The sequence below is a fragment of the Streptomyces purpurascens genome (assembly GCF_045040895.1).
GTDB classification, from domain to species: domain Bacteria; phylum Actinomycetota; class Actinomycetes; order Streptomycetales; family Streptomycetaceae; genus Streptomyces; species Streptomyces purpurascens.
This window is the reverse complement of the sequence record NZ_CP108341.1, coordinates 8,385,221-8,408,460: the sequence shown is the minus strand read 5'-3', so window position 1 is coordinate 8,408,460 and position 23,240 is coordinate 8,385,221. Positions and strand designations below refer to the sequence as shown.

The following is a 23,240-nucleotide window of genomic DNA, read 5'->3' as shown; positions in this document are numbered from 1 at the left end:
TCAGGCGCCCGTCCCGCTCAGCACCTTGTCGAGCGAGGTGATCTCGACACCGGCGGCGAGGAGTTCCTCGCGGATGCGGCGGGCCAGCGCGATCGCTCCGGGGCTGTCGCCGTGCAGCAGGACGGTGTCGCACGCGACCGGGATGTCCTTGCCGTCGGCGCTGCGGATGACTCCCTCGGTGACCATGCGCAGGGTCCGCCGGGCCACCTCGTCCGGGTCGTGGATGACCGCTCCGGGCTCTGAGCGGGGGACGAGGGTCCCGTCGTCGCGGTAGGCGCGGTCGGCGATGCCGACGATGCCCACGCGCAGTCCGCGGGCCCGGGCGGCGTCGGCGAGCTCACCGTCCTGGGCGAGGACGATCAGCGACTCGTCGAGGGAGGCGACGGCGTCCACGACGGCACGGGCGTAGTCGGCGCGTACGGCGACCAGGTTGCCCAGGCGTCCGTGCGGGGCGACGTGCTGCACCCGGGTGCCGTGCGCGACGGCGAACGCCTGGAGGGCGCCGATCTGGTAGAGCATGTCGGTGCGGACCTCCTCGGGCGTGAGGTCCATGGCGCGGCGGCCGAAGCCGACCAGGTCGGGAAAGCTCGGGTGGGCGCCCACGGCCACCCGGTTCTGCACGCAGGTCCGGACGGTGGCGTCCATGATGCGCGGATCACCGGCGTGGAATCCGCAGGCGACATTGGCGGACGTCAGCATTTCCAGAAGGGCTTCGTCGTCGCCCATCGTGTAGGCGCCGAATCCCTCGCCGAGATCGGCGACGAGATCAACCATGGGGGTCATGACGTCCTCCGGGAGAATATGGGGAAGGACAATGCGAGGAAAGGGAATGCCATCACGTCTTGGTGATTTCCCGAGAATCATCCGGGCTGGATGTTCCGCTCAACTTAATCCCATGCTCGCTTGACCGCCAATATGCGTTCGATCTGGCGTTATCGCGAACGGTTATGACCTGCCTCACACCCCTGACCCCTCTCGGGGGTGTGCTTCGGGGTGGCCCCTCCCTACGATGAGGCTCCGCTCCCCGTGGAAGGCCCCGCATGGACACCAGGCGTCTGTACTCGTTCATCAAGATCATTGACGCGGGGAGCATCACGCGCGCGGCCGACATCCTGCACATCGCCCAGCCCGCGCTCAGCCAGCAGCTGTCCGCGCTGGAGGCGCAGTTCGGGCAGCAGCTGCTGATCCGCAGCAAACGCGGGGTCGCCCCGACCGAGGCGGGCCGGGCGCTGTACCGGCACGCCCAGCTCATCCTGAGGCAGGTGGACCTCGCGCACGCCGCCGTGGAGGTCTCCGGCCGGGCTCCCGCCGGCAGCGTGTCCGTGGGGCTCGCGCCGTACAGCCTGGGCGCGGCGCTCGCGCTGCCGCTGCTGAAGAGCGTGCGCGAGCGCTACCCGGACATCCTGCTGCACATCAACGAGAACTTCGGCGGTGTGATCAGCGAGGCCATCATGACCGGCCGGATGGACATGGCGTTCATCTACGGGGCCGGTCCGCTGCGGGGCGTGCAGTTCGAGCCGTTGCGCACGGAGGACCTGTTCCTGATCGGCGCCCCCGGCGGTACGGCCCCGCACGGAGCGGGCGAGGTGGATCTGGACGAGCTCAAGGACGTGCCGCTGCTGCTGCCCAGCCGCATCCACACGATCCGGCAGGTGGTGGACGCCGCCTTCCAGCAGGCCTCGCTCCTGCCGAACGTGGCGGGTGAGGTCGAGTCCGCGCTGACGCTCGTCAACGCCGTCGACGCGGGCCTCGGCGCCACCGTCCTGCCCTGGTCGGCCGCGCGCGCCATCCTCGACGTCCGCTCCCTGTCGGTGCGCCGCATCGTGCATCCCGTGATCCAGGTGAAGCTGTCCCTGGTCACCTCGGACAACCAGCCCCTCTCGGAACCCGCCCTGGCGGTGCACGACCTGTTCCTGGAACTCATCACGGATTTCGACGGTTCTCTGCACGACGACTCCCCTCACGAAGAATAAGGAGCCGCAATAGCGTCACACGAAACATCTATTTGTCCCCGGTGAGTGCCGCGGCTACGTTTTCACAACGCCGCACGGTCGACATGCGAAGCCCGAAACCGGAGACACAGATGAAAAAGCGTGTGCTCACCACCCGTGAAAACCTGCCCGGCAACGGCCTGGACCGCTTGTCCGATGCGGCGGAAAGGGTGGCCTGGCCCGGCGACGGCAAGCCCGGACCCTCGGACCTCGCCGCGCTCGCACCCGGAGTCAGCGGAATCCTCGCCTTGGGCAACGACCCGGTGGACGGCGCGCTGATGGACGCCGCCGGCCCGACTCTACGGGTGATCGCGCTGGCGAGCATGGGCTTCGACAACGTCGACCGGGCCGCCGCCGCCGAGCGCGGCATCGTCGTCACCCACACCCCGCGCGTGCTCGCGGAGACCACCGCCGACCTCACCTTCGCCCTGATCCTCGCCGCCCGCCGGCGGGTCGGCACCGCCGCAGCGAGCCTGGCGTCGGGTTCCTGGGGTCTGTTCCGGATGCACGACTACCTCGGTCTGGACATCCACGGAGCCACCCTCGGCCTGGTCGGCTACGGCCAGATCGGCCGCGCGGTGGCCCGCCGGGCCCACGGGTTCGGCATGCGCGTGCTCCACCACGACCCCTACGCGCCCGACGACGACCTCTCCGCCTCGGTCGAGCTGTCCACACTGCTGGCCGAGTCCGACGTCGTGTCGCTGCACGTGCCACTCACCGAGGAGACGCGGCACCTCATCTCCGCCCGCGAACTGGCCGCGATGAAACCCACGGCCACCCTGGTCAGCACCTCCCGCGGCGGTGTCGTCGACGAGGAGGCCCTGCTGCACGCCGTCCGGGAGGGGCGGCTGCACTCCGCCGGGCTCGACGTCTTCGAACGTGAGCCGATGGGAACGGAGTTGTCACCGCTGGTCGCCGAGCCGAACGTGGTCACACTGCCCCACATCGGCTCGGCCACCGAGGCCACCCGGGCCGCCATGGTCGACCTGGCGGTCGACAACATCCTGGACGTCCTGGCCGAACGCCCCGCCCGGACGCCGCTGCCGGGCAGCCCGGCGGTGCCGTCCCCGACGGAGGCGGCACCGCGGTGAGCGGGATCCTCACGCCTCCAGACCGCCGCGCTTGACGAGCTGCCCCGCGATGACATTGCGCTGGATCTCGTTGGTGCCCTCGCCGACGATCATCAACGGGGCGTCGCGGAAGTAGCGTTCGACGTCGAACTCGGTGGAGTAGCCGTAACCGCCGTGGATGCGGACGGCGTCGAGGGCGATGCGCATGGCCGCCTCGGAGGCGAAGAGCTTCGCCATCCCGGCCTCCATGTCCACGCGTCGGCCCGCGTCCGCCTCGCGGGCCGCGTACAGCGTGAGCTGCCGGGCCGCGGTGAGCGATGTCGCCATGTCCGCCAGATAGTTGCCGATCGACTGGTGCTTCCAGATCGGCTTGCCGAACGACTCCCTCTCCTGCGCGTAGGCCAGCGCGTCCTCGAAGGCCGCCCGGCCGACTCCGAGCGCGCGGGCGGCGACCTGGAGGCGTCCCGTCTCCAGGCCCTTCATCATCTGCGCGAAACCCTTGCCCTCCGTCCCTCCGAGGACGGCGTCGGCCGGTGCGCGGTAGTCGTCGAAGGACAGCTCGCAGCTCTCGACGCCCTTGTAGCCGAGCTTGGGCAGATCGCGGGAGACCGTCAGGCCGGGGCCGTGCTCGACGAGGAGGATCGAGATGCCCTGGTGGGCGGGCGTGGCCTCGGGGTCGGTCTTGCACAGCAGGGCGATCAGGCCGGAGCGCCGGGAGTTGGTGATCCAGGTCTTCGAGCCGTTGACCAGGTAGCCTCCCCCACTCTCGGCTTCGCTCGAGCGGGAGGTGCCCCCATCGTCCTTGCGGGCGACCGTGCGCAGGGCCTGGAGGTCGGAGCCGCCGCCCGGTTCCGTCAGGGCCATGGTGGCGCGGACCTCGCCGGTGGCCATCCTCGGCAGATACCGGCGCTTCTGCTCCTCCGTGCCGTGGTGCAGCAGCAGCTTGGCGACGACGGTGTGCCCGCCCATCGCTCCGGCCAGGCTCATCCAGCCGCGCGCCAGTTCCTCGGTGATCAGGACGTAGCAGGAGGTGGAGACGGGTGTGCCGCCGTACTCCTCGGGGACGGCCAGGCCGAAGATGCCGAGGCTCTTCATCTGCTCGATCAGGGCCTCGGGATAGGTGTCGCTGTGCTCCAGTTCCCGGACGACGGGCTTGACCTCCTTGTCCACGAAGTCACGCACGGTGCGGACGACGAACCGCTCGTCCTCGGACAGGATGTCGAGGGTGCTCATGAGGGAACTCCTTGTGGTTCAGATGACGCTGTCGGCCCTGAGGCGGTCGATGTCGGCGCGGGCGTATCCCAGTTCGGCCAGGAGGGTCTCGGTGTGCTCTCCGGCCGCCGGGACCGGGTCCATGCGTGGGGCGGTGCCCGCCAGGTCGACCGGCGGCAGCAGTGCCGGCACCTCGACGCCCCCGGGGATCCGTACGTCCCGCCAGCGGCCCCGTTCGCTGAGCACCGGGTGGGCCAGGAACTCCCCGACGTCGTTCACATCCGCGTGAGCGATGCCCGCCTCCCCGAGCAGCTTCACCACCTCGTCGCTGCCCAGTTCCCCGAACCGCTCGGCGACGATCGCGTTCAGCTCCGCGCGATGGCCCACCCGGGCGGCGCCGGTGGCGAACCGGGGATCCGCGGCGAGCCCGGGCAGGCCGAGGAACCGGTCGCACAGGGCCGCCCATTCGCGCTCGTTCTGGATGGAGAGGAGGACGTCCTTGCCGTCGGCGCAGGTGTAGGCGCCGTAGGGGGCGATGGTGGCGTGCTGGGTGCCGAGGCGCGGGGGCTGGGTGCCGCCGAAACGGGTGTAGTAGGCGGGCTGACTCATCCACTCGGCCAGGGCCTCGAACAGCGACACCTCCACGGCCCGAGCGACGCCCGTGGTCGCCCGGGTGAACAGGGCGGTGAGGATGCCCGAGTAGGCGTACATCCCGGCGGCGATGTCGGCGACCGACACCCCGACGCGGGCGGACGCGTGCTCGTCGCCCGTCAGCGACACGAGCCCGGTCTGGCACTGCACCAGCAGGTCGTACGCCTTGCGGTCGGCCCACGGGCCGCTGGTTCCGTAGCCGGAGACGGTGCACGGGATGAGGGCGGGGAAGCGCTCGGCGAGCGCCTCGGCGCCCAGGCCCAGCCGGGCGGCCGCGCCCGGAGCCAGGTTCTGCACGAACACGTCGGCTCCGCCGAGCAGTTGGTCCAGGACGGTCCGTCCCGCGTCCGCCTTCAAATCGAGCGTCACGGACTCCTTGGACCGGTTGAGCCACACGAAGTAGCTGGACTCGCCGTGCACCGTCGTGTCGTACCGGCGCGCGAAGTCACCTCCTCCCGGGCGCTCCACCTTGATCACCCTCGCGCCGAGATCGGCCAGCTGGCGGGTGGCGAAGGGAGCGGCGACCGCCTGCTCGATGCTGACGACGGTGATGCCGGAGAGCGGCATGGCTTCCGGGCGTTCGCTCATGTGGTGACCTCCACGTGGGTCAGGGTCCCCTCTCGGGACGTACCATCATGAACACTCATGACGTCGTAATTGAAATAGCAATCCGTCATACCCCCATGCGTGCCGCGGATGGCCGCCGCGCGCGTCGGCGGCCGGCGGAGAGGAAGGGCCCTTCGTGGACATCAAGCAGCTCAGGGCGATCGTCACGGTCGCCGAGGTGGGCAGCGTCACGCGCGCCGCGGAGCTGCTGCATCTGGTGCAGCCCGCGGTGACCCGGCAGATCCGTACACTGGAGCAGGAACTCGGCATCGACCTCTTCGAGCGGACCGGGCAGGGCATGCGCCCCACCGAGGCCGGAGCGATCATGGTGGACCGAGCCCGGCGTGCCCTGGGCGAACTGGAGCGGGCCCGTGCCGAGGTGCAGCCGGCCCCCGGGGTCGTGACCGGCATCGTCACCGTCGGACTGCTGGAGAGCACCAGCGACCTGCTCGCCGAGCCCCTGGTGACAGCTGTCGCCCGCGCCCACCCCGGTGTCGAGCTGCGTCTGATGACCGCCTACTCCGGGCATCTCCAGCAGTGGCTCGACGACGGGGACCTGGACCTGACCCTGCTCTACAACCTCGACAGCACGCCCTCGCTCAACGCCCGCCCGCTGGTGCGGGAGCAGCTGTGGGCGGTGGCGCCCGCGTCCGCCGGTCTGCGCGCCGACCGTCCCGTTCCGTTCGCGGAAGCGGCCGCGCACCCACTGGTCATGCCCGCCTCGGGGCACGCCCTGCGGCGGCTGATCGACGCGGCGGCGGCTCGCTCCGGGGCCGCCATGGACATCGTCATGCAGACCAACTCCATGCGGGTGCAGAAGCAGCTCGTTGGCGCCGGGCACGGCTGGACCGTCCTGCCCGGAGTGGGGATCGCCGAGGACGTCGCGCGGGGCACGCTGAGCGCCGCACCCCTGAGCGAACCCGATGTGCGGCGCTCGATCGTCCTCGGCACCCCGCGGTTCACCCGCGTCCCGCCCGCGGTGGAGATCGTGGCGCGCGAGCTGGTCCTCCAGATCAACACGGCGGTGGAACAGGGCAGATGGCCGTCCGCCCGGATACAGGGCGGCGACAACTCCCCTGCGACCGAAGGCCCCTGACGAACAGCGCCGAAGGGGCCGACCAGCCGTCGGCGCCTGGCATGCGAGCGGGGCATGCGGGCATCACGATTTTCTATTGTCTATTCTCATTCATCAGCACCCATGATGTGTGGCACCTCGAGCCGACCGATCAGCGGAGTCGCTACGAATGAGTCAGACACATGCCCCGGCACCCTCCTGGCAGGAGGACGTCTTCGCCGCCTTGAAGAAGCGCGATGTCCGGCAGATCGCCTACGTCCCGGACTCCGGCCACTCCCACACCATCCGTGAGGCCCAGCGAGACCCCGACATCCGCGACGTGGTGCTGACCACCGAAGAGGAGGGCGTCGCCGTCGTCAGCGGGGCCTGGCTGGGCGGGCAGCGCGCGGTGCTGCTGATGCAGAGCAGCGGCGTCGGCAACTGCGTCAACATGTTCTCCCTGCTCCAGATGGGCCGGTTCCCCTTTCTGACGCTGGTGACCATGCGCGGCGAGTACGCCGAGTTCAACCCCTGGCAGGGCCCCATGGGCCGCACCACCCAGCAGGCCCTGGAACTCATGGGCATCACCGTCCTGCGGGCCGACCGCCCCGAGGATGTCGGGGAGACCGTCGAGGCGGCCCTGGACTCGGTGTTCGAGGCGGGCGAGCGTGTCGCCGTGCTCCTCGGGCAGAGGCTGATCGGCCGCAAGAAGTGGGAGCGCGACTGATGACCTCCGTCCGGCTGGACCGCCGCCGTTTCGTCGCCGACCTGGTCGGCCTGCTCCCCGAGGACACCCTGCTGGTGACCGGCCTCGGCTCCCCCAGCTACGACGTCTTCGCCGCCGGCGACCGCCCCGGCACCTACTACCTGTGGGGCGCGATGGGCGCCGCCGTACCCCTGGCCCTCGGTCTCGCCCTCGCCCGGCCGGACCGCCCGGTCGTCGCGGTCACCGGCGACGGCGAACACCTCATGGGCATCGGCACGTTGGCCACGATCGGCGTGCGGCTTCCGCCCAACCTCACGGTCGTCGTGCTGGACAACGCCCACTTCGGCGAGACCGGCATGCAGCCCAGCCACACCGGCCTGGGCACCGACCTCGTCGCCGTCGCCCGGGGCTTCGGCATCCCCGACGCCGTACGGATCACCGACCTCGCCCAGACCGAGGACCTGGCTCAGCGCGTCAAGGCGCGCGCGGCGACGACGTACGCGCAGGTGCTGATCGACACCACCGAACCACCCCGTGCCCTGCCGCCCCGCGACGGTGTCGCCAACAAGAACGCCTTTCGTGCCTCCCTGGGCCTGAACACCTTCTGACTCGGCCGGAGCTCCCCATGCAGCGCTACGAGATGTTCATCGACGGCGAGAGCCGCAAGGCCTCCGGCGGTGACTGGTTCCCCACCGACAACCCCTACCTCGGCACCCCGTGGGCCGAGGTCGCCCAGGGCACCGCGCAGGACGTCGACGACGCCGTACGGGCCGCCGACCGTGCTCTGCGCACCGGCCCCTGGGCCGAGCTCACCGCCAGTGCGCGCGGTGCCCTGCTGCGGCGGCTCGGCGACATCATCGCCGCGAACGCCCGCCGCCTCGCCGAGATCGAGGTCCGCGACAACGGCAAGCTGTTCACCGAGATGCACGGACAGCTCTCCTACGTGCCGCAGTGGTTCCACTACTACGGCGGGCTGGCCGACAAGATCGAGGGCACCGTCCCGCCGATGGACAAGCAGGGCTACTTCGCCTACACGAAGAAGGAACCCGTCGGGGTCGTCGCCGTCATCACGCCCTGGAACTCCCCGCTGTTGCTGCTGGCGTGGAAGATCGCCCCCGCGCTCGCGGCCGGCTGCACCGTCGTCGTCAAACCGTCCGAGTTCACCTCCGCCTCCACGCTGGAGCTGGCCCGGCTCTGCCACGAGGCGGGGCTGCCTCCGGGTGTGGTCAACGTGGTCACCGGCTTCGGGCAGGACGTCGGCGCCGCCCTCGTCGAACACCCCCTGGTCCGCAAGGTCACCTTCACCGGCTCGGACGCCACCGGCCGCCGTATCAACGAGGCCGCCGCCCGCGACTTCAAGCACGTCAGCCTCGAACTCGGCGGCAAGTCACCCAACATCGTCTTCGCCGACGCCGACCTCGACGCCGCCGTCAACGGCGCGGTCTCCGGCATCTTCGCCGCCACGGGGCAGACCTGTATCGCAGGCTCCAGGCTGCTGGTGCAGGAGAGCGTGCACGACGAAGTCGTAGGCGGAGTGGTCGAGTTGGCCCGGACCGCCCGCATGGGTGACCCGATGGACGACAGCACTCAGGTCGGGCCCGTCACCACGCGCGCCCAGTACGACAAGGTCCTCGACCACATCGGCAGCGCGCAGCGGGAGGGCGCCCGGACCGCCCTCGGCGGCGGAGCCGCGGAACGGGGCGGATGGTTCGTCGAGCCGACCGTCTTCACCGGTGTGCGCAACAGCATGCGTATCGCGCAGGAGGAGGTCTTCGGGCCCGTGCTGGCCGTCATCCCCTTCAAGGACGAGGAGGAGGCGGTCGAGATCGCCAACGACAGCCGCTACGGCCTCGGCGCCGGTGTCTGGACCCGTGACATGGGCCGCGCCTTCCGCATGGCGGACCGCATCCGCTCCGGCACCGTCTGGGTCAACACCTACCGCGCGGTCAGCTATCTGACCCCCTTCGGCGGCTTCAAGGACTCCGGCGTCGGCCGCGAGAACGGCATCGGCGCGATCGCCTCCTACCTGGAGGACAAGAGCGTGTGGATCAACATCGGCGCCCCCACCGGAAACCCCTTCGTCCTGCGCTGAAAGCCCCCGACCCGCAGTCACCCCAGGCGACAAGAGCAACGGAGCTTCCCATGTCGCAGCCACCCGCCCCCTCCCCCGCTCCCGACCGCTCCCGGGTCACCGCCAATGTCGTACGCGGCTGTCTGGGCAACCTCGTCGAGTGGTACGACTGGTTCGTCTACGCCACGTTCAGCGTCTACTTCGCGGCCGTGTTCTTCCCCGCGGGCGACCAGACGGCCCAACTGCTGTCCACCGCCGTGGTCTTCGCCGTCGGCTTCCTGATGCGGCCCCTCGGCGGCTGGCTGCTCGGCGCGTACGCCGACCGCTTCGGCCGCCGCCGTGGCTGACCCTGTCGGTCACGCTCATGAGCATCGGCTCGCTGACCATCGCCGCCACTCCCTCCCACGACACCATCGGCATCTGGGCACCGGTCCTGCTGGTGCTGGCCCGTCTGGCTCAAGGGCTGTCCGTCGGCGGCGAGTTCGGCTCCAGCGCCTCGTATCTCGCCGAGGTCGCACCCCCGGGCCGGCGGGGCTTCTACTCCAGCTTCCAGTACGTGTCCATCGTGCTCGGCCAGCTCGCCGCCCTGCTCGTGATGATCCTGCTGCAACGGCTCCTCACCGAGGACCAGTTGCAGACGTGGGGCTGGCGCGTCCCCTTCGTGGTCGGCGCCGCGGCCGGTCTCGTCGTGATGTACCTGCGGCGCACCATGGAGGAGTCGCAGCACTTCCGGCAGGAGCGGGCGAAGGCCGAGAGCACCGCGGGGGAACGCAAGGGGTTGCGCGCCCTGTTCGGCGAGTACCCGCGCCAGCTGATCGCCGTGTTCGGGCTGGCCATCGGCGGCACCGTCGCCTTCTACACCTACACGACGTACCTGCAGAAATACCTGGTGAACACCGCGGGCATCGAGAAGTCGACCGTCTCCGTCATCGGCTTCGCCGCCCTGTTCGTCTACATGCTGCTGCAACCGGTCGCGGGCCATCTGTCCGACCGCTTCGGCCGCCGCCCGGTCATGTTCGTCTTCTCGGCCGGCGGCATGCTCCTCACGGTCCCGATCATGACCGTCCTCGGTCGCACCGGCAATCCGTGGCTCGCCTTCCTGCTGATGACCACCGCGCTGACCTTCCTGACCGGATACTCGGCCCTGGCGGCGATCATCAAGGCCGAGATGTTCCCGACCAAGGTCCGGGCGCTGGGCGTGGGTCTGCCGCACGCGCTGGTCACCGCCACCTTCGGCGGACTGACCGAGCCGATCGCGCTGGGCCTGAAGAACAGCGGCCACGAGACGGTCTTCTTCTGGTATGTCACGGGATGCGTCGCCCTGACCTTCCTGGCCACCCTGCTCATACCCGAGCCGTCCCGCACCTCCCTCCTGGAGGCCACCGAGGCCGCACCCAGCCGTCGCTCCGAGGCGGCCCGGCTCACCTGACCGCACGCACATCCCCCAGAACGGAAGGCCCATGCAGCCCACCTCACCAGCGCCCCTCGGCTCATACGTGGAGTCGTGGACTCCCGGGCCGCTCACGGACGAAGACCCCCTGGCCACGGGGCCGGTGGCGGCCCTGTCGGCGGCCCTGGACCTGCCCGGCACCGTCGCGGAGGCCGGGGACCCACTGCCTCCGCTGTGGCACTGGCTGCACTTCCTCACCTGGCCGGCCCAGCGTGACCTGGGCGCCGACGGCCACCCGCTGGACGGGCACTTCCTGCCGCCCCTGCCCGACCGGCAGCGCATGTGGGCCGGCGGCCGCTGCGAGATCACCGAGCCGCTGCGCCTCGGTACACCCGCCGTACGGGTCAGCAGCCTCGCCTCCGTCACCGCGAAGCGGGGCCGCACCGGGGAGCTGCTGTTCGTCACCGAGCGCCGGGAGTTCCGGCAGGGCGGCCGGACCTGCCTCGTCGAGGAGCAGGACATCGTCTACCGGTCGGGGCGCAGTACCGGGCAGCACCCGTCCGCCGTCGACGAGTCCGCCCTCCCCCGGCCGGACGACCCGTGGCAGCTGCCGCTGCGCCCGGACCCGCCGCTGCTCTTCCGGTTCAGCGCCCTGACCGCGAACGCGCACCGCATCCACTACGACGCCCCGTACTGCCGGGACGAGGAGGGCTACCCCGGTCTCGTCGTGCACGGTCCCCTGCTGGCCCTGCTCATGCTCGAACTGCCGCGCCGCCGCGCCCCGGCACGGCAGGTGCGCTCCCTGTCGTACCGGCTCCGGCACCCGGCGTTCGCCGGTGAGGCCCTGGCAGCGTGCGGCACTCCCGCCGGCGACCATGCCGAGCTGCGGGTCGCGACCCACCGGGAGGAACGGCACGCCACGGCGGAGGTGACCTTCGCATGAGCCCCTTCCATGACGGCATCAGCTCTCTCCACGACCGCGTCGCCACCGCTCGGAGCCTGCTCTTCGTCCCCGGGGACCGGCCCGACCGCTTCGACAAGGCCGCCTCCTCCGGCGCGGACCTGGTCATCGTCGACCTGGAGGACGCGGTCGCCGCCCCGGACAAGGCGCGGGCCCGGTCCGACGCCGCGGCCTGGCTCTCGCTCGGCAACCGGGCCGTCGTACGGATCAACGCCTCCGGGACTCCCTGGGCCGAGGACGACCTGCGGACGGCGGCCGAGCACGGCTGTCCGGTGATGGTGCCCAAGGCAGAGGACCCGGACGCCCTCGCCGATATCGCCGCCCGCACGGCAGGGCGGTGCCCTGTCATCGCGCTCATCGAGACCGCCCTCGGCGTGGAGCACGCCCTCGCCGTGTGCGCCACACCCGGTGTCACCCGCGCCGCCTTCGGCAACGTCGACCTCGCCGCCCGGCTCGGCGTCGCCCACGACGACCACACGGCACTCGCCCACGCCCGCTCCCGTCTGGTCCTCGCCTCGGCCGCCGTCGGCATCGGCCCGCCGATCGACGGCGTCACCACCGCCGTACGCGACTCGGACACGCTTACCGCCGACATCGCCCACGCCCGACGGCTGGGATTCACCGGCAAGCTCTGCGTCCATCCGTCCCAACTGGCGGGCGCGGCCGACGGATTCACACCCTCGGAGCGGGAGCTGCGCTGGGCCCGGACCGTCCTCGGCGCGGGCGACTCCGTCACCACGATCGACGGCCAGATGGTCGACACACCGGTCCTGGAACGCGCCCGGCGTGTCCTGGCACTGGCCCGCACACCGCACAGCACGTCCTGACACCGCCAGGTACCAAAGGTCCGGGACAGTCGCCGGCCGACTCGGGCTGGTGGTCCAGGACCCGACCGGTGGGGTCACGCCCGGCCCGGGCGGTGTCGTGCCCGTTGTGCGTCCAGGGCCGCGATGGCGACATGCAGCTGTGCCCGGCAGTCGCCGGACTCGAGGTCCGCGCGCAGGATGTCCTCGATGAGGTGCAGGCGTTGGTAGAGCGCCTGCCGTGACAGGTGGCTCCGCCGGGCCGCGATCGACTTGTTGCCCGCGGACGCGAGGTAGTGGCGCAGGGTGGTCAGCAGGTCCGTGCCGTGGTCCTGGTCATGGGCGAGCAGTGCCGCCAGCTGACGCTCGGCGTAGGCCTGGACCCGGGGGTCGTCGCGCAGCGAGTAGAACAGCTGGGGCAGGCCGATGTCGGCGATGGTGTGGACGGCCGCAGGCCCGACGGGCGGAACGGCGTCGGCGACCTGTTCCGCCTCGGCGGCGGAGCGGGCCACCTCGGACAGTTCGCCCACCTCGGCGCCGACATAGACGGGTGCACCGGCCAGTTCGCTGATGTCGGTGGCCAGCGGTCGCCAGCCACCCGGCTCCCGGTAGGCCAGGAGCACACCGATTCCGCGCTCGCCCAGGTCTCCCACGAGGGCGCTGCCCTCCAACCGTGCGCGCAGCTTGTCGAGCAGCGCGTCGCGGTCGGCGGCGCAGACCAGGACGACGGCGAGTCTGCGCCCGTGGGTCGGTACCCCGAGCGCGGTGATCTTCGTCCGGGTGTCGCGCCAGGACAGGTGCCGCTGCTCCAGGACGTCGAGCAGCGCGTCCCGTTGGGCCTGTTCCTCCCAGCGCGTCTCATGGGTGAGCCGGGACAGGGTGAGTGCGATGGCCGCCCGCTCCAGGACCATCACATGGTCGGTGTGGAACCGCTGCTCGGCGGTGCTGCCCGGCAGCATGGCCAGCCGTCCCCACCGCTGCCCGCGGAACTCCACCGAGGTGACCAGCCAGCCCTCCTGTCCGCACACCTCGGTGCGTTCGGTGGGCGAGGGAGTGACCCGGGACCGCTCCTCCCACCGGTTGAGCGCGTCCTCCACCATGGCTTCGCCGGGGGCGCAGATCAGGGCCTGGTGGGCCAGGTTCTCCAGTACGACGGCACGGCCGGTCATCGTCGCGGCGGCCCGGACGACCTCGTCGGCCCCGGCTCCGCGCAGGGAGAGCGCGGTGAAGGTGTCGTGGACGTGCTGCGCGGCCCGGAGCGTACGGACCTGGCCGGTCAGGATCATCGCGTGCACCTCCTGGGTCACGTCGACGAACTTGATCCCCCGCTGCAGCACGATCAGCGGCACGCCCCGCGCGCGGCACGCGGCGACCAGCTCATAAGGCGCTTCCTGGAAGCGGCGGCCGAGTTCCAGCACCAGGGCGGCGGCACCGATGTCCGCGAATTCGGCGGCCCACTCCTCCAGCCGGTTGGGAAAGCCGAACCCGGTGGTCAGCACCAGCTCGCCGCCCCGCAGAGCCGAGGCCGGGTGCTCCCACTCGGTGACATGCACCCAGCGCACCTGCCGGTCCAGTCGGTCGTGCCCCGCGAGGACCTTCGGCAGCCCGCGGACCAGCACGGGAAGGGCCAGTACCTCGGCCACCGTCACTGTCCCGCCGTCGCTCACTCTGACAACTTGCATGCTTTCGAGCCACCACGCAATGGGTCACGGCTGCCGGACCGGCACGGCTTCGGTCTGAGTCGTGGAGGTGAGGGGGCGGTCCTTCGTCTCCGGCGCCAGGGCCAGGGAGACCACCAGGCCGACGAGCGTGATGCCCGCTCCGATCAGCAGCGTTCCGGAGTTGCCCACACCGGCGATGAGCAGCGGCAGACAGAAGGTGCCGCCGGCTGACCCGATGCGGCTCATGGCGGAGGCGAAGCCGACCCCGGTCGCCCGCAGATCGGTGGGGAAGAGCTCGCTGGGATAGAGGAACTGCAGGGCGCTGCCGGCGGCCTCGGCGAAGTGGAACACCAGGAACAGCACGATGATGGGCAGGGCGAGGTGCAGCGGCAGCACCGCCAGACAGAACAGCGCGACGAAGATCGCGACGAAGCTGCCGATCAGCAGCGGCCTCCTGCCGACCCGGTTGACCAGGAACAGACCGGTCGCCACGCCCAGGATCGGGATCAGCATCATGACCGCCGCGCTGGTCGTGGCGTTGCCGACACCCATCGACGTGAGGATCTGCGGCTGGAAGGTCCGGATCGCGTAGCCCGTGGCCACCTGGCACAGGAAGAACGTCGAGCAGAACACCACCTGCTTCGTGTAGCCGCGGCGGAACACCTCACCGATGTTGCCCAGGCCCGACCCCTTGCGCCGCGGCACCCTGCTCTCCTCGACGAGTTCGTCGACCCGGACGTCGGGTCCGATGTAGCGCCGTACGATCGCGGTCGCCTCGTCCACCCGGCCCCGGCTGGCCAGCCACCGCGGTGATTCCGGGAGTCCCGCCCGCATGGCCAGGAAGATCGCCGCCGGAACGACCCCCGAGACCAGCATCCACCGCCACGCGTCGTCGCCGACCCCCATCAGGGCCAGCCCGATCCAGTAGCTCACGCCGTAGCCGATCCACCACGACAGCACCAGTCCGGACAACGCGCTGCCCCGAAGTTTCCTGGGGACCAGTTCGGCGGTGAGGGCCGAGGCGATCGGATAGTCCGCGCCGACGGCGATCCCGATGATCAGGCGCAGTACGAAGAGCTGCCAGGCCTCGTTCACGAAGAACTGCGGGATCGACGCGGCGACGAACACCACGAGGTTGAGCACGTACATCAGCCGACGTCCGACCCGGTCGGTGATCGCTCCGAAGACCATCGCTCCGACGAACACACCGATCAGGGCGGAACTGGCGAGCAGTCCGGACCACACGGAGCCCAGGTGCAGCTGGGGAGTGATCTGGCTCAGTGCGATGGCGATGATGCCGAGCAGATAGCCGTCGCAGAACGGGCCGCCCATCGCCACCGCGACCAGGCGGCGATGGAACCGATTGACGGGAACGTCGTCCAGGGTGGTTGTCATGGTGGTGCGCCTTTCGTCGGCAAGGGCCGGGTGCAGACACTGTGGGACAGCTCACCTGGGACCGACAGGTACAGATTGTCAGGTGGTCCCGGGCCCGGTTGACACGGCGTTCCGTTCCTCGCCCGCCGGTACCGCGCGGCCTGTCGACTGCGGTACAGCTGGTCGCCATGGAACAGAGAACCGCGCTGGTCACGGGCGCGAACCGAGGACTGGGTGCCGCCATCGCCAAAGGCCTGGCCGGACAGGGTATCCGCGTGTGGCGCGGCGTACGAGAGGGCGGAGGCGCGGCACGCGACGTGCGGCTGGACGTACGGGACGAGGACAGCGTCACCGCGGCGGTGCGGCGGATCCTGGACGAGGACGGACGCGTCGACATCCTCGTCAACAACGCCGGCATCACCGACGGCAAGCAGGCGCCCGCCACCGCCGATCTCGATGTCGCGGCCCGGGTGTGGGACACCAACGTCCTTGGCGCCTGGCGGTGCGCTCAGGCGGTCGTCCCGGGCATGGTCGCCGCCGGTTACGGCCGCATCGTGAACATCGGCAGCACGCTCGGCTCCCTCGCCCTCATGGACCGCCCGACCGAACCCGGCTACCGCGTCTCCAAGGCCGCGCTGAACGCGCTGACCCGGCTGCTCGCCGCGGAGCTCGCCGGCACCGGGGTCCTGGTCAACGCCGCCTCGCCCGGCTGGGTGCGCACCGACATGAGCCCGACCGCGACCCGCGGCCCGGCCGAGGGGGCCGACACCCCGGTCTGGCTCGCGACCCTGCCCGACGGCGGCCCCACGGGCGGCTTCTTCCGGGACCGGGAACCGCTCGCCTGGTGAGCGGACGCACTGCTCAGCGAGTCCACCGGCCTCGACACGACGCCGTGTCAAGCAGAACCGCAATGCGCTGACAGTCTGTGCCTGTCTCCCCACAACCCCGCGGCTCAGAGTGAAGAAAACATCCCGCCGCTCGCAGGCGGCACGACCACTGAGGAACGCCCATGGCTCCGAGGCCCGTCGTCTCCTTCGACTGCTATCGCACCCTGATCGACTTCGACCTCAACCGCGCCACCCTGCCCATCGTCCGGGACCGCCTCGACGAGGTCGGCGTCGACCACGAGGTCTTCCTCGACAACCTGCGCGTCATGCGCTTCCAGGGCGTCGTCCAGCCCTACCGCCGCTACCGCGAGATCGTGCGGGACAGCCTCGAGAACTGCATGCTGCTGCACGGCATCGAGTACCGCGACGAGGACTACGACCGGCTGATCGCCGCCGCCGAGAGGTTCCCGGTCTTCCCCGACGTCCCCGACGCGCTCCGCACGCTCAAGGAGCGCTACGACATCGCCATCCTCACCAACAGCGACGACGATCTGATCCCGTATCACCTGGAGACCATCGGCGTCCCCTTCGACCATGTGGTCACCGCGCAGCAGGCAGGCGCCTACAAGCCCCGCCGCCAGGCCTTCGAGAAGCTCTTCGAGGTGCTGCCGCAGAGCAGGGACCAGATCACCCATGCCGCGCAGGGCTGGGACTACGACATCATGCCCACCAAGGACCTCGGCATCGCCCGGCGGGTCTGGGTGAACCGCTACGACCTCAAGGGCAGCGACGCCTACCAGCCCTACGACGAGATCCGCGACCTGTCCGAACTCCCCGCGCTGCTGGGGATGTGAGCAGGGCCATGGACGCTGCCACCACGCCACGGGCGGATCCCGTCAACGGAAACGTCTCCTTCTGGTTCGAGGCCATCGGCGGCCGCCCCCCGCTGCGACCCGCGCTGCCCGGCGACACCACCGCTGACGTGTGCATCGTCGGCGCCGGGTTCACCGGACTGTGGACCGCCTACTACCTCAAGAAGGCCGACCCCTCCCTGCGGATCGTCGTCCTGGAGCGGGAGTTCGCGGGCTACGGCGCCTCGGGGCGCAACGGCGGCTGGGCCTCCGGGCTGCTCGCCGGCTCCCGGGACAGGTTCGCGGAGCTGTACGGCGTCGACGCGACCAAGGCGCAACAGCGCCTGATGCACGAGGCCGTGGACGAGATCGTCGCGGTCGGCGCGGCCGAGGGGATCGAGGCCGATGTCGTCAAGGGCGGCACCATCCGCATCGCCTCCTCCCCGTCGCAGGTGCACCGGCTGACCTCCGGCGTCACCGAGGACCACAGGTGGGGCGTCACCGAGTCCCGCCTGCTGGACGACGGCGAACTGCGTGAGCGCCTCCGTATCCCGGAAGCCCTCAAGGCCTCCTACACCCCGCACTGCGCCCGGATGCAGCCGGCCCGCTATGTCCGCGGTCTGGCCGACGTCGTCGAGTCCCTCGGCGTCACGATCCGGGAGTCGACCGCCGTCACCCGGATCGAGAGCGGCACGGCGCACACCGACCGGGGTGTCGTCCGGGCCCCCGTCATCCTGCGGGCGACCGAGGGCTACACGGCGTCCCTGGCCGGGGAACGGCGCACCTGGCTTCCGATGAACAGCTCGATGATCGTCACCGAGCCCCTGCCGCGGTCCGTGTGGGACGAGATCGGCTGGAACGGGGGCGAGACCCTCGGCGACAAGTGCTACTCCCACATGTACGGCCAGCGCACGGCCGACGGCCGGATCGCGATCGGCGGACGGGGCATCCCCTACCGCTTCGGCTCGGCCACCGACCGCGACGGCGCCACGCAGGAGGCGACCATCCGGTCCCTCACCTCGATCCTGCACCGCAGGTTCCCCGCCACGCGCGGCCACCGGGTGGAACACGCCTGGTGCGGTGTCCTCGGCGTCCCCCGGGACTGGTGCTCCAGCGCGGTGTTCGACCCGGCCACCGGGCTCGGGCATGCCGGCGGATACGTCGGCCAGGGCCTCACCACCACCAACCTGGCCGGCCGCACCCTGCGCGATCTGGTCCTCGGCCACGACACCGAACTCACCCGGCTTCCCTGGGTGGGTCACACCTCACGGAAGTGGGAGGTCGAACCGTTGCGGTGGCTGGGCGTGCGGTCCATGTACCTGGCCTACAGCCGTGCGGACCGCAAGGAACTCGCCGGGCGTCAACGGGCGTCCCGGCTGGCGAGGCTGGCCGACGTCATCAGCCGGCGCCCCTGACGGCGCGGGCGGTCAGAGGGCCATGAAGGTCCACAGCAGATTGGTGCTGTGGTCGTACGTCCACTGCTTGGTGACGGAGCCCGAGGGCACGTTGCCGCCGCCGTCGAGGACCAGTCCGGTGGTCCGGTTGGCGATCGAGTAGCGGCCGTCGCCCCGGTGGGTGATCGTCCACTGCTGGTTGTTTCCGCCGTTCCAGGCAGCCTGCCGGGCGGCGGAACCATCGGCCGTGGCGCCCCAGCCGTCGGCGACCATGCCGTTGGTGCGGTTGACCAGCTTGTAGTAGCCGCCTCCGACCTCCTCCGCCTGCCACTGCAGATTGGTGCTGCCGTCCCAGGTCCACTGCTTGAGGTCGGCCCCGGAGGCGACGTCGCCGCCGCTGTCGAGGGCGAGTCCGTCGGTGACGTTGGTGATGCGGAAGTACGTCGAGGGCCTGAACCGGACCTTGAGCGAGGTGACCCGGTCGTTGCCGCCGGTGCCCCGGAGGTCGGCGTTGTCGGCGGTGAACGTCCAGGAGGTGCCGGTGAAGTTGTCGCCGGACCAGCCGATGACCTGGTAACCGGGGGCCAACCGCAGGGAGGAGAGGGTGCGGGTGCCCAGTCCGGCCGCGGTCAGTTCGTCCGCGGTGTAGTCGCCGAGGGGGAGCACGGCGGCGACGCCGGAGTAGTTCACCTCCCTGAAGCCGACGGCACCGGTCAGCGGGCGCAGGCCGGGGATCCGTCCGGAGAAGGCGAGCTTCAATACGTAGGCGTCGGCACTGTACGGCGCCGAGGACGGCAGGGTGACCGTCAGCCCCGACGCGTTCTGTGTCGGCTTCGGCAGGCGGGTGTAGGTGCCGGCGGTGGAGCCGAGCAGCTTCACCGAGGTCAGCGACGAGAGGTCGATCCGGTCCGAACTCAGCGTCTTGATGGTCAGTGAGCTGCCGGGCCAGCCGAGCACGGTGGCGTACAGGACGGTGTTCGCCTTGTTCCGTGTGAAGCGGATGTCCTGCGCGGTGCCGGCCGTGGGCCGGGTGAAGGAGCCGCCACCCATCTTCGTCGGCCCCTCGCCGTACGCGGTCCACGCGCGGGTCGAGTACACCGACTCCCCGAAGCGCTTCAGGTGGTCTCCGATGCCCAGCAGGATGTTCTTCTGGACCTGGGGAATGGTGCCGTCGGCCATCGGCGCGATGTTCAGCAGCATGTTGCCGTTCTTGCTGACCCGGTCGATGAACGAGTGCAGCATCTCCTGGGTGCTGTAGTAGCCGATGTTCTGCGTGTAACACCAGCTGCTGCTGGAGATGCTGTCGTCGGTGAGCCAGTACGGGGCGGTGAGGTCGGCCGGGCCGCCGCGTTCGTAGTCGAAGACCTCGCCCTTGCCGTTCATGCCGTCCTTGTACGTGGCGACGACCTCGCGGCCCCAGCCGATGGCCTGGTTGTAGTAGTACGCCAGGAAGTTCAGCCGCTGCGTCTCGTCGACGGCGTCCAGGTTGAAGTCCTGCCAGAGGATGTCGGGCTCGGCCCGGTCGATGACCTCCTTGAGCTTGTCGTACCAGAGCTGGTTCTCCTCCGTCGCGCTCAACTGCCCGTAGAACTTCTTCAGGCTGGGGTCCGTCTGCGCGGGCGCGTACTCGTAGTAGCCGGTGAAGTTGTACGCGTGGTGCATCGCCACCAGCAGCTTGAGGCCCTTGGCGCGGATGGCCGTGGTGAAGATCCGCAGCAGGTCGAGGCCCGGGCCCTTGTCCACCGAGTTCCACTCGTTGACCTGGCTGTCCCACATGGAGAAGCCGTCATGGTGCTCCGCCACGGGGCCGGCGAACCTGGCGCCCGCGTCGACGAACAACTGCGCCCACTCGTCGGGGTCGAAGTTCCCGCCCGCCGACTTCAGCTTCGGCGCGAACTTCACGGTGTTGCCCGCCAGGTCCCGCGCGCCGTCGATGAAGTTGTGGAACGGCCACTGGGATGGCCGGCCATAGGTCGCGATGTGGTGCTTGTTGGCGTTGCTGCCGCCCTCGTACATGTTGCGCGGGTACCACTCGCTGTCGTAGGCCGGAACGCTGAAGGCGCCCCAGTGGAAGTAGACGCCGAACTTGGCGTCCTGGAACCACTCCGGGGCCGGCGGATGGCGGTCCACCGAATCCCAGTCGGGCGTGTACGTCCGGGGCGCCGCCTGCGCGCTGCCGGCACCGAACGCACTTGCGGCGCCGGCCGCCGCGGCCACGCAGGTGGCGCTGGCGAGGAACTGGCGTCTGTTGATCGAAGACCTCGGCATGGAGACATCCCTGGTATGAGGGGGCAGGAGACGTTACGCACGAAGATCGACCCTGATTCATGGGATGTCAACGGGTGTGACGGAATGAACGGCGCCCGCAAACTCTGCACCACACCTGACATTTCCCCCCTTACCATTTCTTTCCGGTCGGCCAGACATGGTATGTTTCCCGGCACCATCCAGCTGGTGAGGAGTTCGCGATGTCGCTCACGGACAAGGCCATCGAGCAGATTCGCGAGCTGATCAGGACCGGCGCCCTGCCTCCCGGCTCGAAGCTCCCTCCGGAGGCGGACCTGGCCGCCCAGTTGGGCCTGTCCCGCAATCTGGCGCGCGAAGCCGTCAAGGCACTGGCCGTCGCGCGAGTACTGGAGGTCCGGCGGGGCGACGGCACCTATGTGACCAGCCTGCAGCCGAGCCTGCTCCTCGGAGGGCTCGGCGGTGCGGTGGAACTGCTGCAGGGCGACTCGGCCGCGCTCCAGGACCTCATGGAGGTACGGCGGCTCCTCGAACCGGTCGCCACGGCGCTGGCCGCCACCCGGATCTCGGACACCCAACTGGCCGAGGTGGAGCGGCACTTGGATGCCATGCGCGAGGCCCGTGACGATGTCGAACAGCTCAACGCCCATGACGCCGCCTTCCATCGCGCCGTCGTCTCGGCCACGGGCAACGAGAGCCTCCTCACCCTGCTGGAGGGCATCTCCGGCCGCACCTTGCGCGCCCGCATCTGGCGCGGCCTGGTCGACGCCCGGGCCGCGGGCCGGACCCTCGCCGAGCACGAGGCGATCTTCAGGGCCCTGGCCGCCCGTGACTCCGCCCTCGGCCAGGCGGCGGCACTGCTTCATGTGAGCAACACGGAGCAGTGGCTGCGGGAACACCTGGGCGCGGGCGCGGCTCTCCCGAGCTGAGGTGACGGTTCAGGGCGCGGGCGGCAGGTGGACCGTCATGATCAGGTCGCAGGGTTCGGTGCCGGAACCGCGGTAGGTGTGCGAGGCGTCGCCGTCGAAGGTGGCGGTCTGTCCGGCTTCCAGGGTGTGTTCCATGCCGTCGACGATCAGGGTCATGCGGCCTGAGGTGACGCTGACGGTCTCCACGACTCCCGCCTGGTGGGGGTGGCTGGGGTATTCCTCGTCCGGCTCCAGGCGCCAGCGCCAGACCTCCACCGGGGCCGGGCCCGAGGTCGTCAGCATGAGGCGGGCCTCGCTGCCCCGCTCGCCGGTCCACAGGGGTGCCACGGCGTCGGCGGCCACGACCCGGACACGCCCTTCGGGCGGCCCCTGCATCAGGGCGGACACCGAGATGCCGAGCGTGTCGGCCAGTCGGACCAGGGTGGCCAGATTGGGATTGCCCTGGGCTTTCTCCAGAGCGACCAGGGCCCCCTTGCTCACCTGGGCCCGGCGGCCGAGCTCCTCCAGGGACAGGCCGGCCCGGGTGCGCGCCGCCCGGACGTTGTGCGCGACCGTCCGCAAGGTCGCGGCTGTCTCGGCCATCCGGTCTCCCTCCTCGCCATCGACCATTCCACTGCACCGCACGGTCGTTTGGTTGACATTATCCGGTCGTTGCGTTGTACGGTCTGGTCGTTCCATTGAATGGTAAGGGACGTGCTGTGATCGCTCTGCTGGAAACGGAAACCCGCCCATGACCTCCTTCCACCTCTCCCCCGCCGTCGCGGACGCCTTCCCCGGCACCCTCATCGCCCTGGTCACCGCCACCGGCCTCCGCGGCCGCGAGCCCTGGCCCCAGACCGGCGGAGCCCTGGAGGAGCTGGAGCAGCAGGTCGCCGCCGGCACCTGGCACCCGGCCGACGAGACCGACCCGCGCATCGAGGCCTGGCACACCGCCTACCGCTCCTTCGGCACCAACCCCCGCCGTATCCGCCCCAGCGTCGACGCACTCGGCCGCCGCTTCGCCAAGAAGGGAACACTGCCGCGCATCAATCCGGCCGTCGACTCCTACAACGCCGTCTCCGTCCGCCACGGCCTGCCCGCCGGCGCCTTCGACCTGGACCACGTCACCGGCGACATCGGCATCCACCACGCGGACGGCACCGAGTCCTTCACCCCGCTCGGCGAACCCGACACCGTCGAGCACCCCAAGCCCGGCGAGATCATCTACGCGGACGCCACCGGGGTCCTGACCCGGCACTGGAACCACCGCGACGCCCACCGCACCCGCGTCACCGAGGACTCCACCCGCGTGGCCTTCGTCCTGGAAACCCTCCACGCGGAGCGCGACGGCGACCTCCTCAAGCTCGCGGCCGACCAACTGCTGGACCTGCTCGCCCCGCACGCCACGCGGACGGCCGGGTACCGCCTCAGCCCCGCCCGGCCCGAGGCCACCGTCTGAGGCCGGC

The 23,240-nt window shown here is 70.4% G+C and carries 22 protein-coding genes; 15 read left to right on the top strand and 7 right to left on the bottom strand.

The genetic code is table 11. The features are described 5' to 3' along the window. Window positions 1–783, bottom strand: coding sequence for a LamB/YcsF family protein (locus tag OHU35_RS38190; RefSeq protein ID WP_405508583.1), 783 nt, complete (start codon window positions 781–783; stop codon window positions 1–3). Between the two features lie 257 nt (window positions 784–1,040). Between OHU35_RS38190 and nac the strand changes: the two genes are divergently transcribed. Continuing rightward, window positions 1,041–1,973, top strand: a complete 933-nt coding sequence (gene nac, locus OHU35_RS38185) for a nitrogen assimilation transcriptional regulator NAC (RefSeq protein WP_184587346.1) — start codon at window positions 1,041–1,043, stop codon at window positions 1,971–1,973. Between the two features lie 110 nt (window positions 1,974–2,083). After that, window positions 2,084–3,082 (top strand): D-glycerate dehydrogenase, encoded by a 999-nt coding sequence (locus tag OHU35_RS38180; protein ID WP_359890191.1) that lies wholly within the window; start codon window positions 2,084–2,086, stop codon window positions 3,080–3,082. 9 nt (window positions 3,083–3,091) lie between these two features. Here the strand turns inward: OHU35_RS38180 and OHU35_RS38175 are convergent, their stop codons facing one another. Next, complete coding sequence (locus OHU35_RS38175; protein ID WP_405508581.1) at window positions 3,092–4,294, bottom strand: acyl-CoA dehydrogenase family protein; 1,203 nt, start codon at window positions 4,292–4,294, stop codon at window positions 3,092–3,094. Between the two features lie 18 nt (window positions 4,295–4,312). Next, window positions 4,313–5,512 (bottom strand): CaiB/BaiF CoA-transferase family protein, encoded by a 1,200-nt coding sequence (locus OHU35_RS38170; RefSeq protein WP_189722142.1) that lies wholly within the window; start codon window positions 5,510–5,512, stop codon window positions 4,313–4,315. A 154-nt stretch (window positions 5,513–5,666) separates the two neighbouring features. Between OHU35_RS38170 and OHU35_RS38165 the strand changes: the two genes are divergently transcribed. The 8 genes from OHU35_RS38165 (at window position 5,667) to OHU35_RS38130 (ending at window position 12,539) form a co-directional block, all read left to right on the top strand. Next, window positions 5,667–6,626: a LysR family transcriptional regulator gene (locus OHU35_RS38165; RefSeq protein ID WP_359890186.1), complete on the top strand. Its 960-nt coding sequence runs from the start codon at window positions 5,667–5,669 to the stop codon at window positions 6,624–6,626. Window positions 6,627–6,774: 148 nt separating this feature from the next. Continuing rightward, window positions 6,775–7,311 (top strand): thiamine pyrophosphate-binding protein, encoded by a 537-nt coding sequence (locus OHU35_RS38160; RefSeq protein WP_189722146.1) that lies wholly within the window; start codon window positions 6,775–6,777, stop codon window positions 7,309–7,311. Continuing rightward, window positions 7,311–7,898: a thiamine pyrophosphate-dependent enzyme gene (locus OHU35_RS38155; protein ID WP_189722148.1), complete on the top strand. Its 588-nt coding sequence runs from the start codon at window positions 7,311–7,313 to the stop codon at window positions 7,896–7,898. Before OHU35_RS38160 ends, OHU35_RS38155 begins: the two co-directional genes overlap by 1 nt. A gap of 17 nt (window positions 7,899–7,915) precedes the next feature. Beyond that, window positions 7,916–9,382: an aldehyde dehydrogenase gene (locus OHU35_RS38150; protein WP_189722149.1), complete on the top strand. Its 1,467-nt coding sequence runs from the start codon at window positions 7,916–7,918 to the stop codon at window positions 9,380–9,382. 50 nt (window positions 9,383–9,432) lie between these two features. Further along, a complete protein-coding gene (locus OHU35_RS38145; RefSeq protein WP_405508579.1) occupies window positions 9,433–9,708 on the top strand; it encodes a hypothetical protein in 276 nt (91 codons plus the stop codon). A gap of 17 nt (window positions 9,709–9,725) precedes the next feature. After that, window positions 9,726–10,790 carry an MFS transporter gene (locus OHU35_RS38140; protein WP_405508577.1) on the top strand — a complete coding sequence of 355 codons (1,065 nt, stop codon included), beginning with the start codon at window positions 9,726–9,728 and terminating at the stop codon, window positions 10,788–10,790. A 31-nt stretch (window positions 10,791–10,821) separates the two neighbouring features. Further along, window positions 10,822–11,694 (top strand): hypothetical protein, encoded by an 873-nt coding sequence (locus OHU35_RS38135; protein ID WP_359890177.1) that lies wholly within the window; start codon window positions 10,822–10,824, stop codon window positions 11,692–11,694. After that, window positions 11,691–12,539 carry an HpcH/HpaI aldolase/citrate lyase family protein gene (locus tag OHU35_RS38130; RefSeq protein WP_405508575.1) on the top strand — a complete coding sequence of 283 codons (849 nt, stop codon included), beginning with the start codon at window positions 11,691–11,693 and terminating at the stop codon, window positions 12,537–12,539. The genes OHU35_RS38135 and OHU35_RS38130 overlap by 4 nt, the downstream gene beginning before the upstream one ends. A 74-nt stretch (window positions 12,540–12,613) precedes the next feature. Here OHU35_RS38130 and OHU35_RS38125 read toward each other — a convergent pair whose 3' ends face one another. Further along, window positions 12,614–14,197 carry a PucR family transcriptional regulator gene (locus tag OHU35_RS38125; RefSeq protein ID WP_189722156.1) on the bottom strand — a complete coding sequence of 528 codons (1,584 nt, stop codon included), beginning with the start codon at window positions 14,195–14,197 and terminating at the stop codon, window positions 12,614–12,616. Window positions 14,198–14,221: 24 nt separating this feature from the next. Continuing rightward, window positions 14,222–15,571, bottom strand: coding sequence for an MFS transporter (locus OHU35_RS38120; protein WP_405508573.1), 1,350 nt, complete (start codon window positions 15,569–15,571; stop codon window positions 14,222–14,224). Window positions 15,572–15,738: 167 nt separating this feature from the next. Between OHU35_RS38120 and OHU35_RS38115 the strand changes: the two genes are divergently transcribed. The 3 genes from OHU35_RS38115 to OHU35_RS38105 all read left to right on the top strand — a co-directional run bounded on the left by OHU35_RS38115 (window position 15,739) and on the right by OHU35_RS38105 (window position 18,643). Beyond that, window positions 15,739–16,398, top strand: a complete 660-nt coding sequence (locus tag OHU35_RS38115) for an SDR family NAD(P)-dependent oxidoreductase (protein WP_189722160.1) — start codon at window positions 15,739–15,741, stop codon at window positions 16,396–16,398. A gap of 161 nt (window positions 16,399–16,559) precedes the next feature. Beyond that, window positions 16,560–17,231, top strand: coding sequence for an HAD-IA family hydrolase (locus OHU35_RS38110; protein WP_189722161.1), 672 nt, complete (start codon window positions 16,560–16,562; stop codon window positions 17,229–17,231). A gap of 8 nt (window positions 17,232–17,239) precedes the next feature. Then, window positions 17,240–18,643, top strand: coding sequence for an FAD-binding oxidoreductase (locus OHU35_RS38105; protein ID WP_359890165.1), 1,404 nt, complete (start codon window positions 17,240–17,242; stop codon window positions 18,641–18,643). Window positions 18,644–18,655: 12 nt separating this feature from the next. Here the strand turns inward: OHU35_RS38105 and OHU35_RS38100 are convergent, their stop codons facing one another. Next, a complete protein-coding gene (locus OHU35_RS38100) occupies window positions 18,656–20,890 on the bottom strand; it encodes an alpha-L-fucosidase (protein WP_405508570.1) in 2,235 nt (744 codons plus the stop codon). A gap of 200 nt (window positions 20,891–21,090) precedes the next feature. Here OHU35_RS38100 and OHU35_RS38095 point away from each other — a divergent pair, with 200 nt between their 5' ends. Beyond that, entirely contained in the window at window positions 21,091–21,795 is a 705-nt protein-coding gene (locus tag OHU35_RS38095; protein WP_405508568.1) for a FadR/GntR family transcriptional regulator, read from the top strand. A gap of 9 nt (window positions 21,796–21,804) precedes the next feature. On the opposite strand, the gene OHU35_RS38090 is transcribed toward OHU35_RS38095, so the two are convergent. Continuing rightward, window positions 21,805–22,377, bottom strand: coding sequence for an XRE family transcriptional regulator (locus OHU35_RS38090; protein WP_359890160.1), 573 nt, complete (start codon window positions 22,375–22,377; stop codon window positions 21,805–21,807). 148 nt (window positions 22,378–22,525) lie between these two features. On the opposite strand from OHU35_RS38090, the gene OHU35_RS38085 reads away from it, so the two are divergent. After that, window positions 22,526–23,233 carry a B3/4 domain-containing protein gene (locus tag OHU35_RS38085; RefSeq protein WP_405508566.1) on the top strand — a complete coding sequence of 236 codons (708 nt, stop codon included), beginning with the start codon at window positions 22,526–22,528 and terminating at the stop codon, window positions 23,231–23,233. Window positions 23,234–23,240: the final 7 nt, after the last annotated feature.

What these genes read in the sequence shown, in the direction of transcription:
- OHU35_RS38135 (WP_359890177.1), top strand. Translation starts at nt 10,822, where the DNA reads ATGCAGCCCACCTCACCAGCGCCCCTCGGCTCATACGTGGAGTCGTGG.
- OHU35_RS38090 (WP_359890160.1), bottom strand. Translation starts at nt 22,377, where the DNA reads ATGGCCGAGACAGCCGCGACCTTGCGGACGGTCGCGCACAACGTCCGG.
- OHU35_RS38190 (WP_405508583.1), bottom strand. Translation starts at nt 783, where the DNA reads ATGACCCCCATGGTTGATCTCGTCGCCGATCTCGGCGAGGGATTCGGC.
- OHU35_RS38160 (WP_189722146.1), top strand. Translation starts at nt 6,775, where the DNA reads ATGAGTCAGACACATGCCCCGGCACCCTCCTGGCAGGAGGACGTCTTC.
- OHU35_RS38100 (WP_405508570.1), bottom strand. Translation starts at nt 20,890, where the DNA reads ATGCCGAGGTCTTCGATCAACAGACGCCAGTTCCTCGCCAGCGCCACC.
- OHU35_RS38125 (WP_189722156.1), bottom strand. Translation starts at nt 14,197, where the DNA reads ATGCAAGTTGTCAGAGTGAGCGACGGCGGGACAGTGACGGTGGCCGAG.
- OHU35_RS38180 (WP_359890191.1), top strand. Translation starts at nt 2,084, where the DNA reads ATGAAAAAGCGTGTGCTCACCACCCGTGAAAACCTGCCCGGCAACGGC.
- OHU35_RS38120 (WP_405508573.1), bottom strand. Translation starts at nt 15,571, where the DNA reads ATGACAACCACCCTGGACGACGTTCCCGTCAATCGGTTCCATCGCCGC.
- OHU35_RS38140 (WP_405508577.1), top strand. Translation starts at nt 9,726, where the DNA reads ATGAGCATCGGCTCGCTGACCATCGCCGCCACTCCCTCCCACGACACC.
- OHU35_RS38175 (WP_405508581.1), bottom strand. Translation starts at nt 4,294, where the DNA reads ATGAGCACCCTCGACATCCTGTCCGAGGACGAGCGGTTCGTCGTCCGC.
- OHU35_RS38110 (WP_189722161.1), top strand. Translation starts at nt 16,560, where the DNA reads ATGGCTCCGAGGCCCGTCGTCTCCTTCGACTGCTATCGCACCCTGATC.
- OHU35_RS38155 (WP_189722148.1), top strand. Translation starts at nt 7,311, where the DNA reads ATGACCTCCGTCCGGCTGGACCGCCGCCGTTTCGTCGCCGACCTGGTC.
- OHU35_RS38085 (WP_405508566.1), top strand. Translation starts at nt 22,526, where the DNA reads ATGACCTCCTTCCACCTCTCCCCCGCCGTCGCGGACGCCTTCCCCGGC.
- OHU35_RS38105 (WP_359890165.1), top strand. Translation starts at nt 17,240, where the DNA reads ATGGACGCTGCCACCACGCCACGGGCGGATCCCGTCAACGGAAACGTC.
- OHU35_RS38095 (WP_405508568.1), top strand. Translation starts at nt 21,091, where the DNA reads ATGTCGCTCACGGACAAGGCCATCGAGCAGATTCGCGAGCTGATCAGG.
- OHU35_RS38170 (WP_189722142.1), bottom strand. Translation starts at nt 5,512, where the DNA reads ATGAGCGAACGCCCGGAAGCCATGCCGCTCTCCGGCATCACCGTCGTC.
- OHU35_RS38145 (WP_405508579.1), top strand. Translation starts at nt 9,433, where the DNA reads ATGTCGCAGCCACCCGCCCCCTCCCCCGCTCCCGACCGCTCCCGGGTC.
- nac (WP_184587346.1), top strand. Translation starts at nt 1,041, where the DNA reads ATGGACACCAGGCGTCTGTACTCGTTCATCAAGATCATTGACGCGGGG.
- OHU35_RS38150 (WP_189722149.1), top strand. Translation starts at nt 7,916, where the DNA reads ATGCAGCGCTACGAGATGTTCATCGACGGCGAGAGCCGCAAGGCCTCC.
- OHU35_RS38130 (WP_405508575.1), top strand. Translation starts at nt 11,691, where the DNA reads ATGAGCCCCTTCCATGACGGCATCAGCTCTCTCCACGACCGCGTCGCC.
- OHU35_RS38115 (WP_189722160.1), top strand. Translation starts at nt 15,739, where the DNA reads ATGGAACAGAGAACCGCGCTGGTCACGGGCGCGAACCGAGGACTGGGT.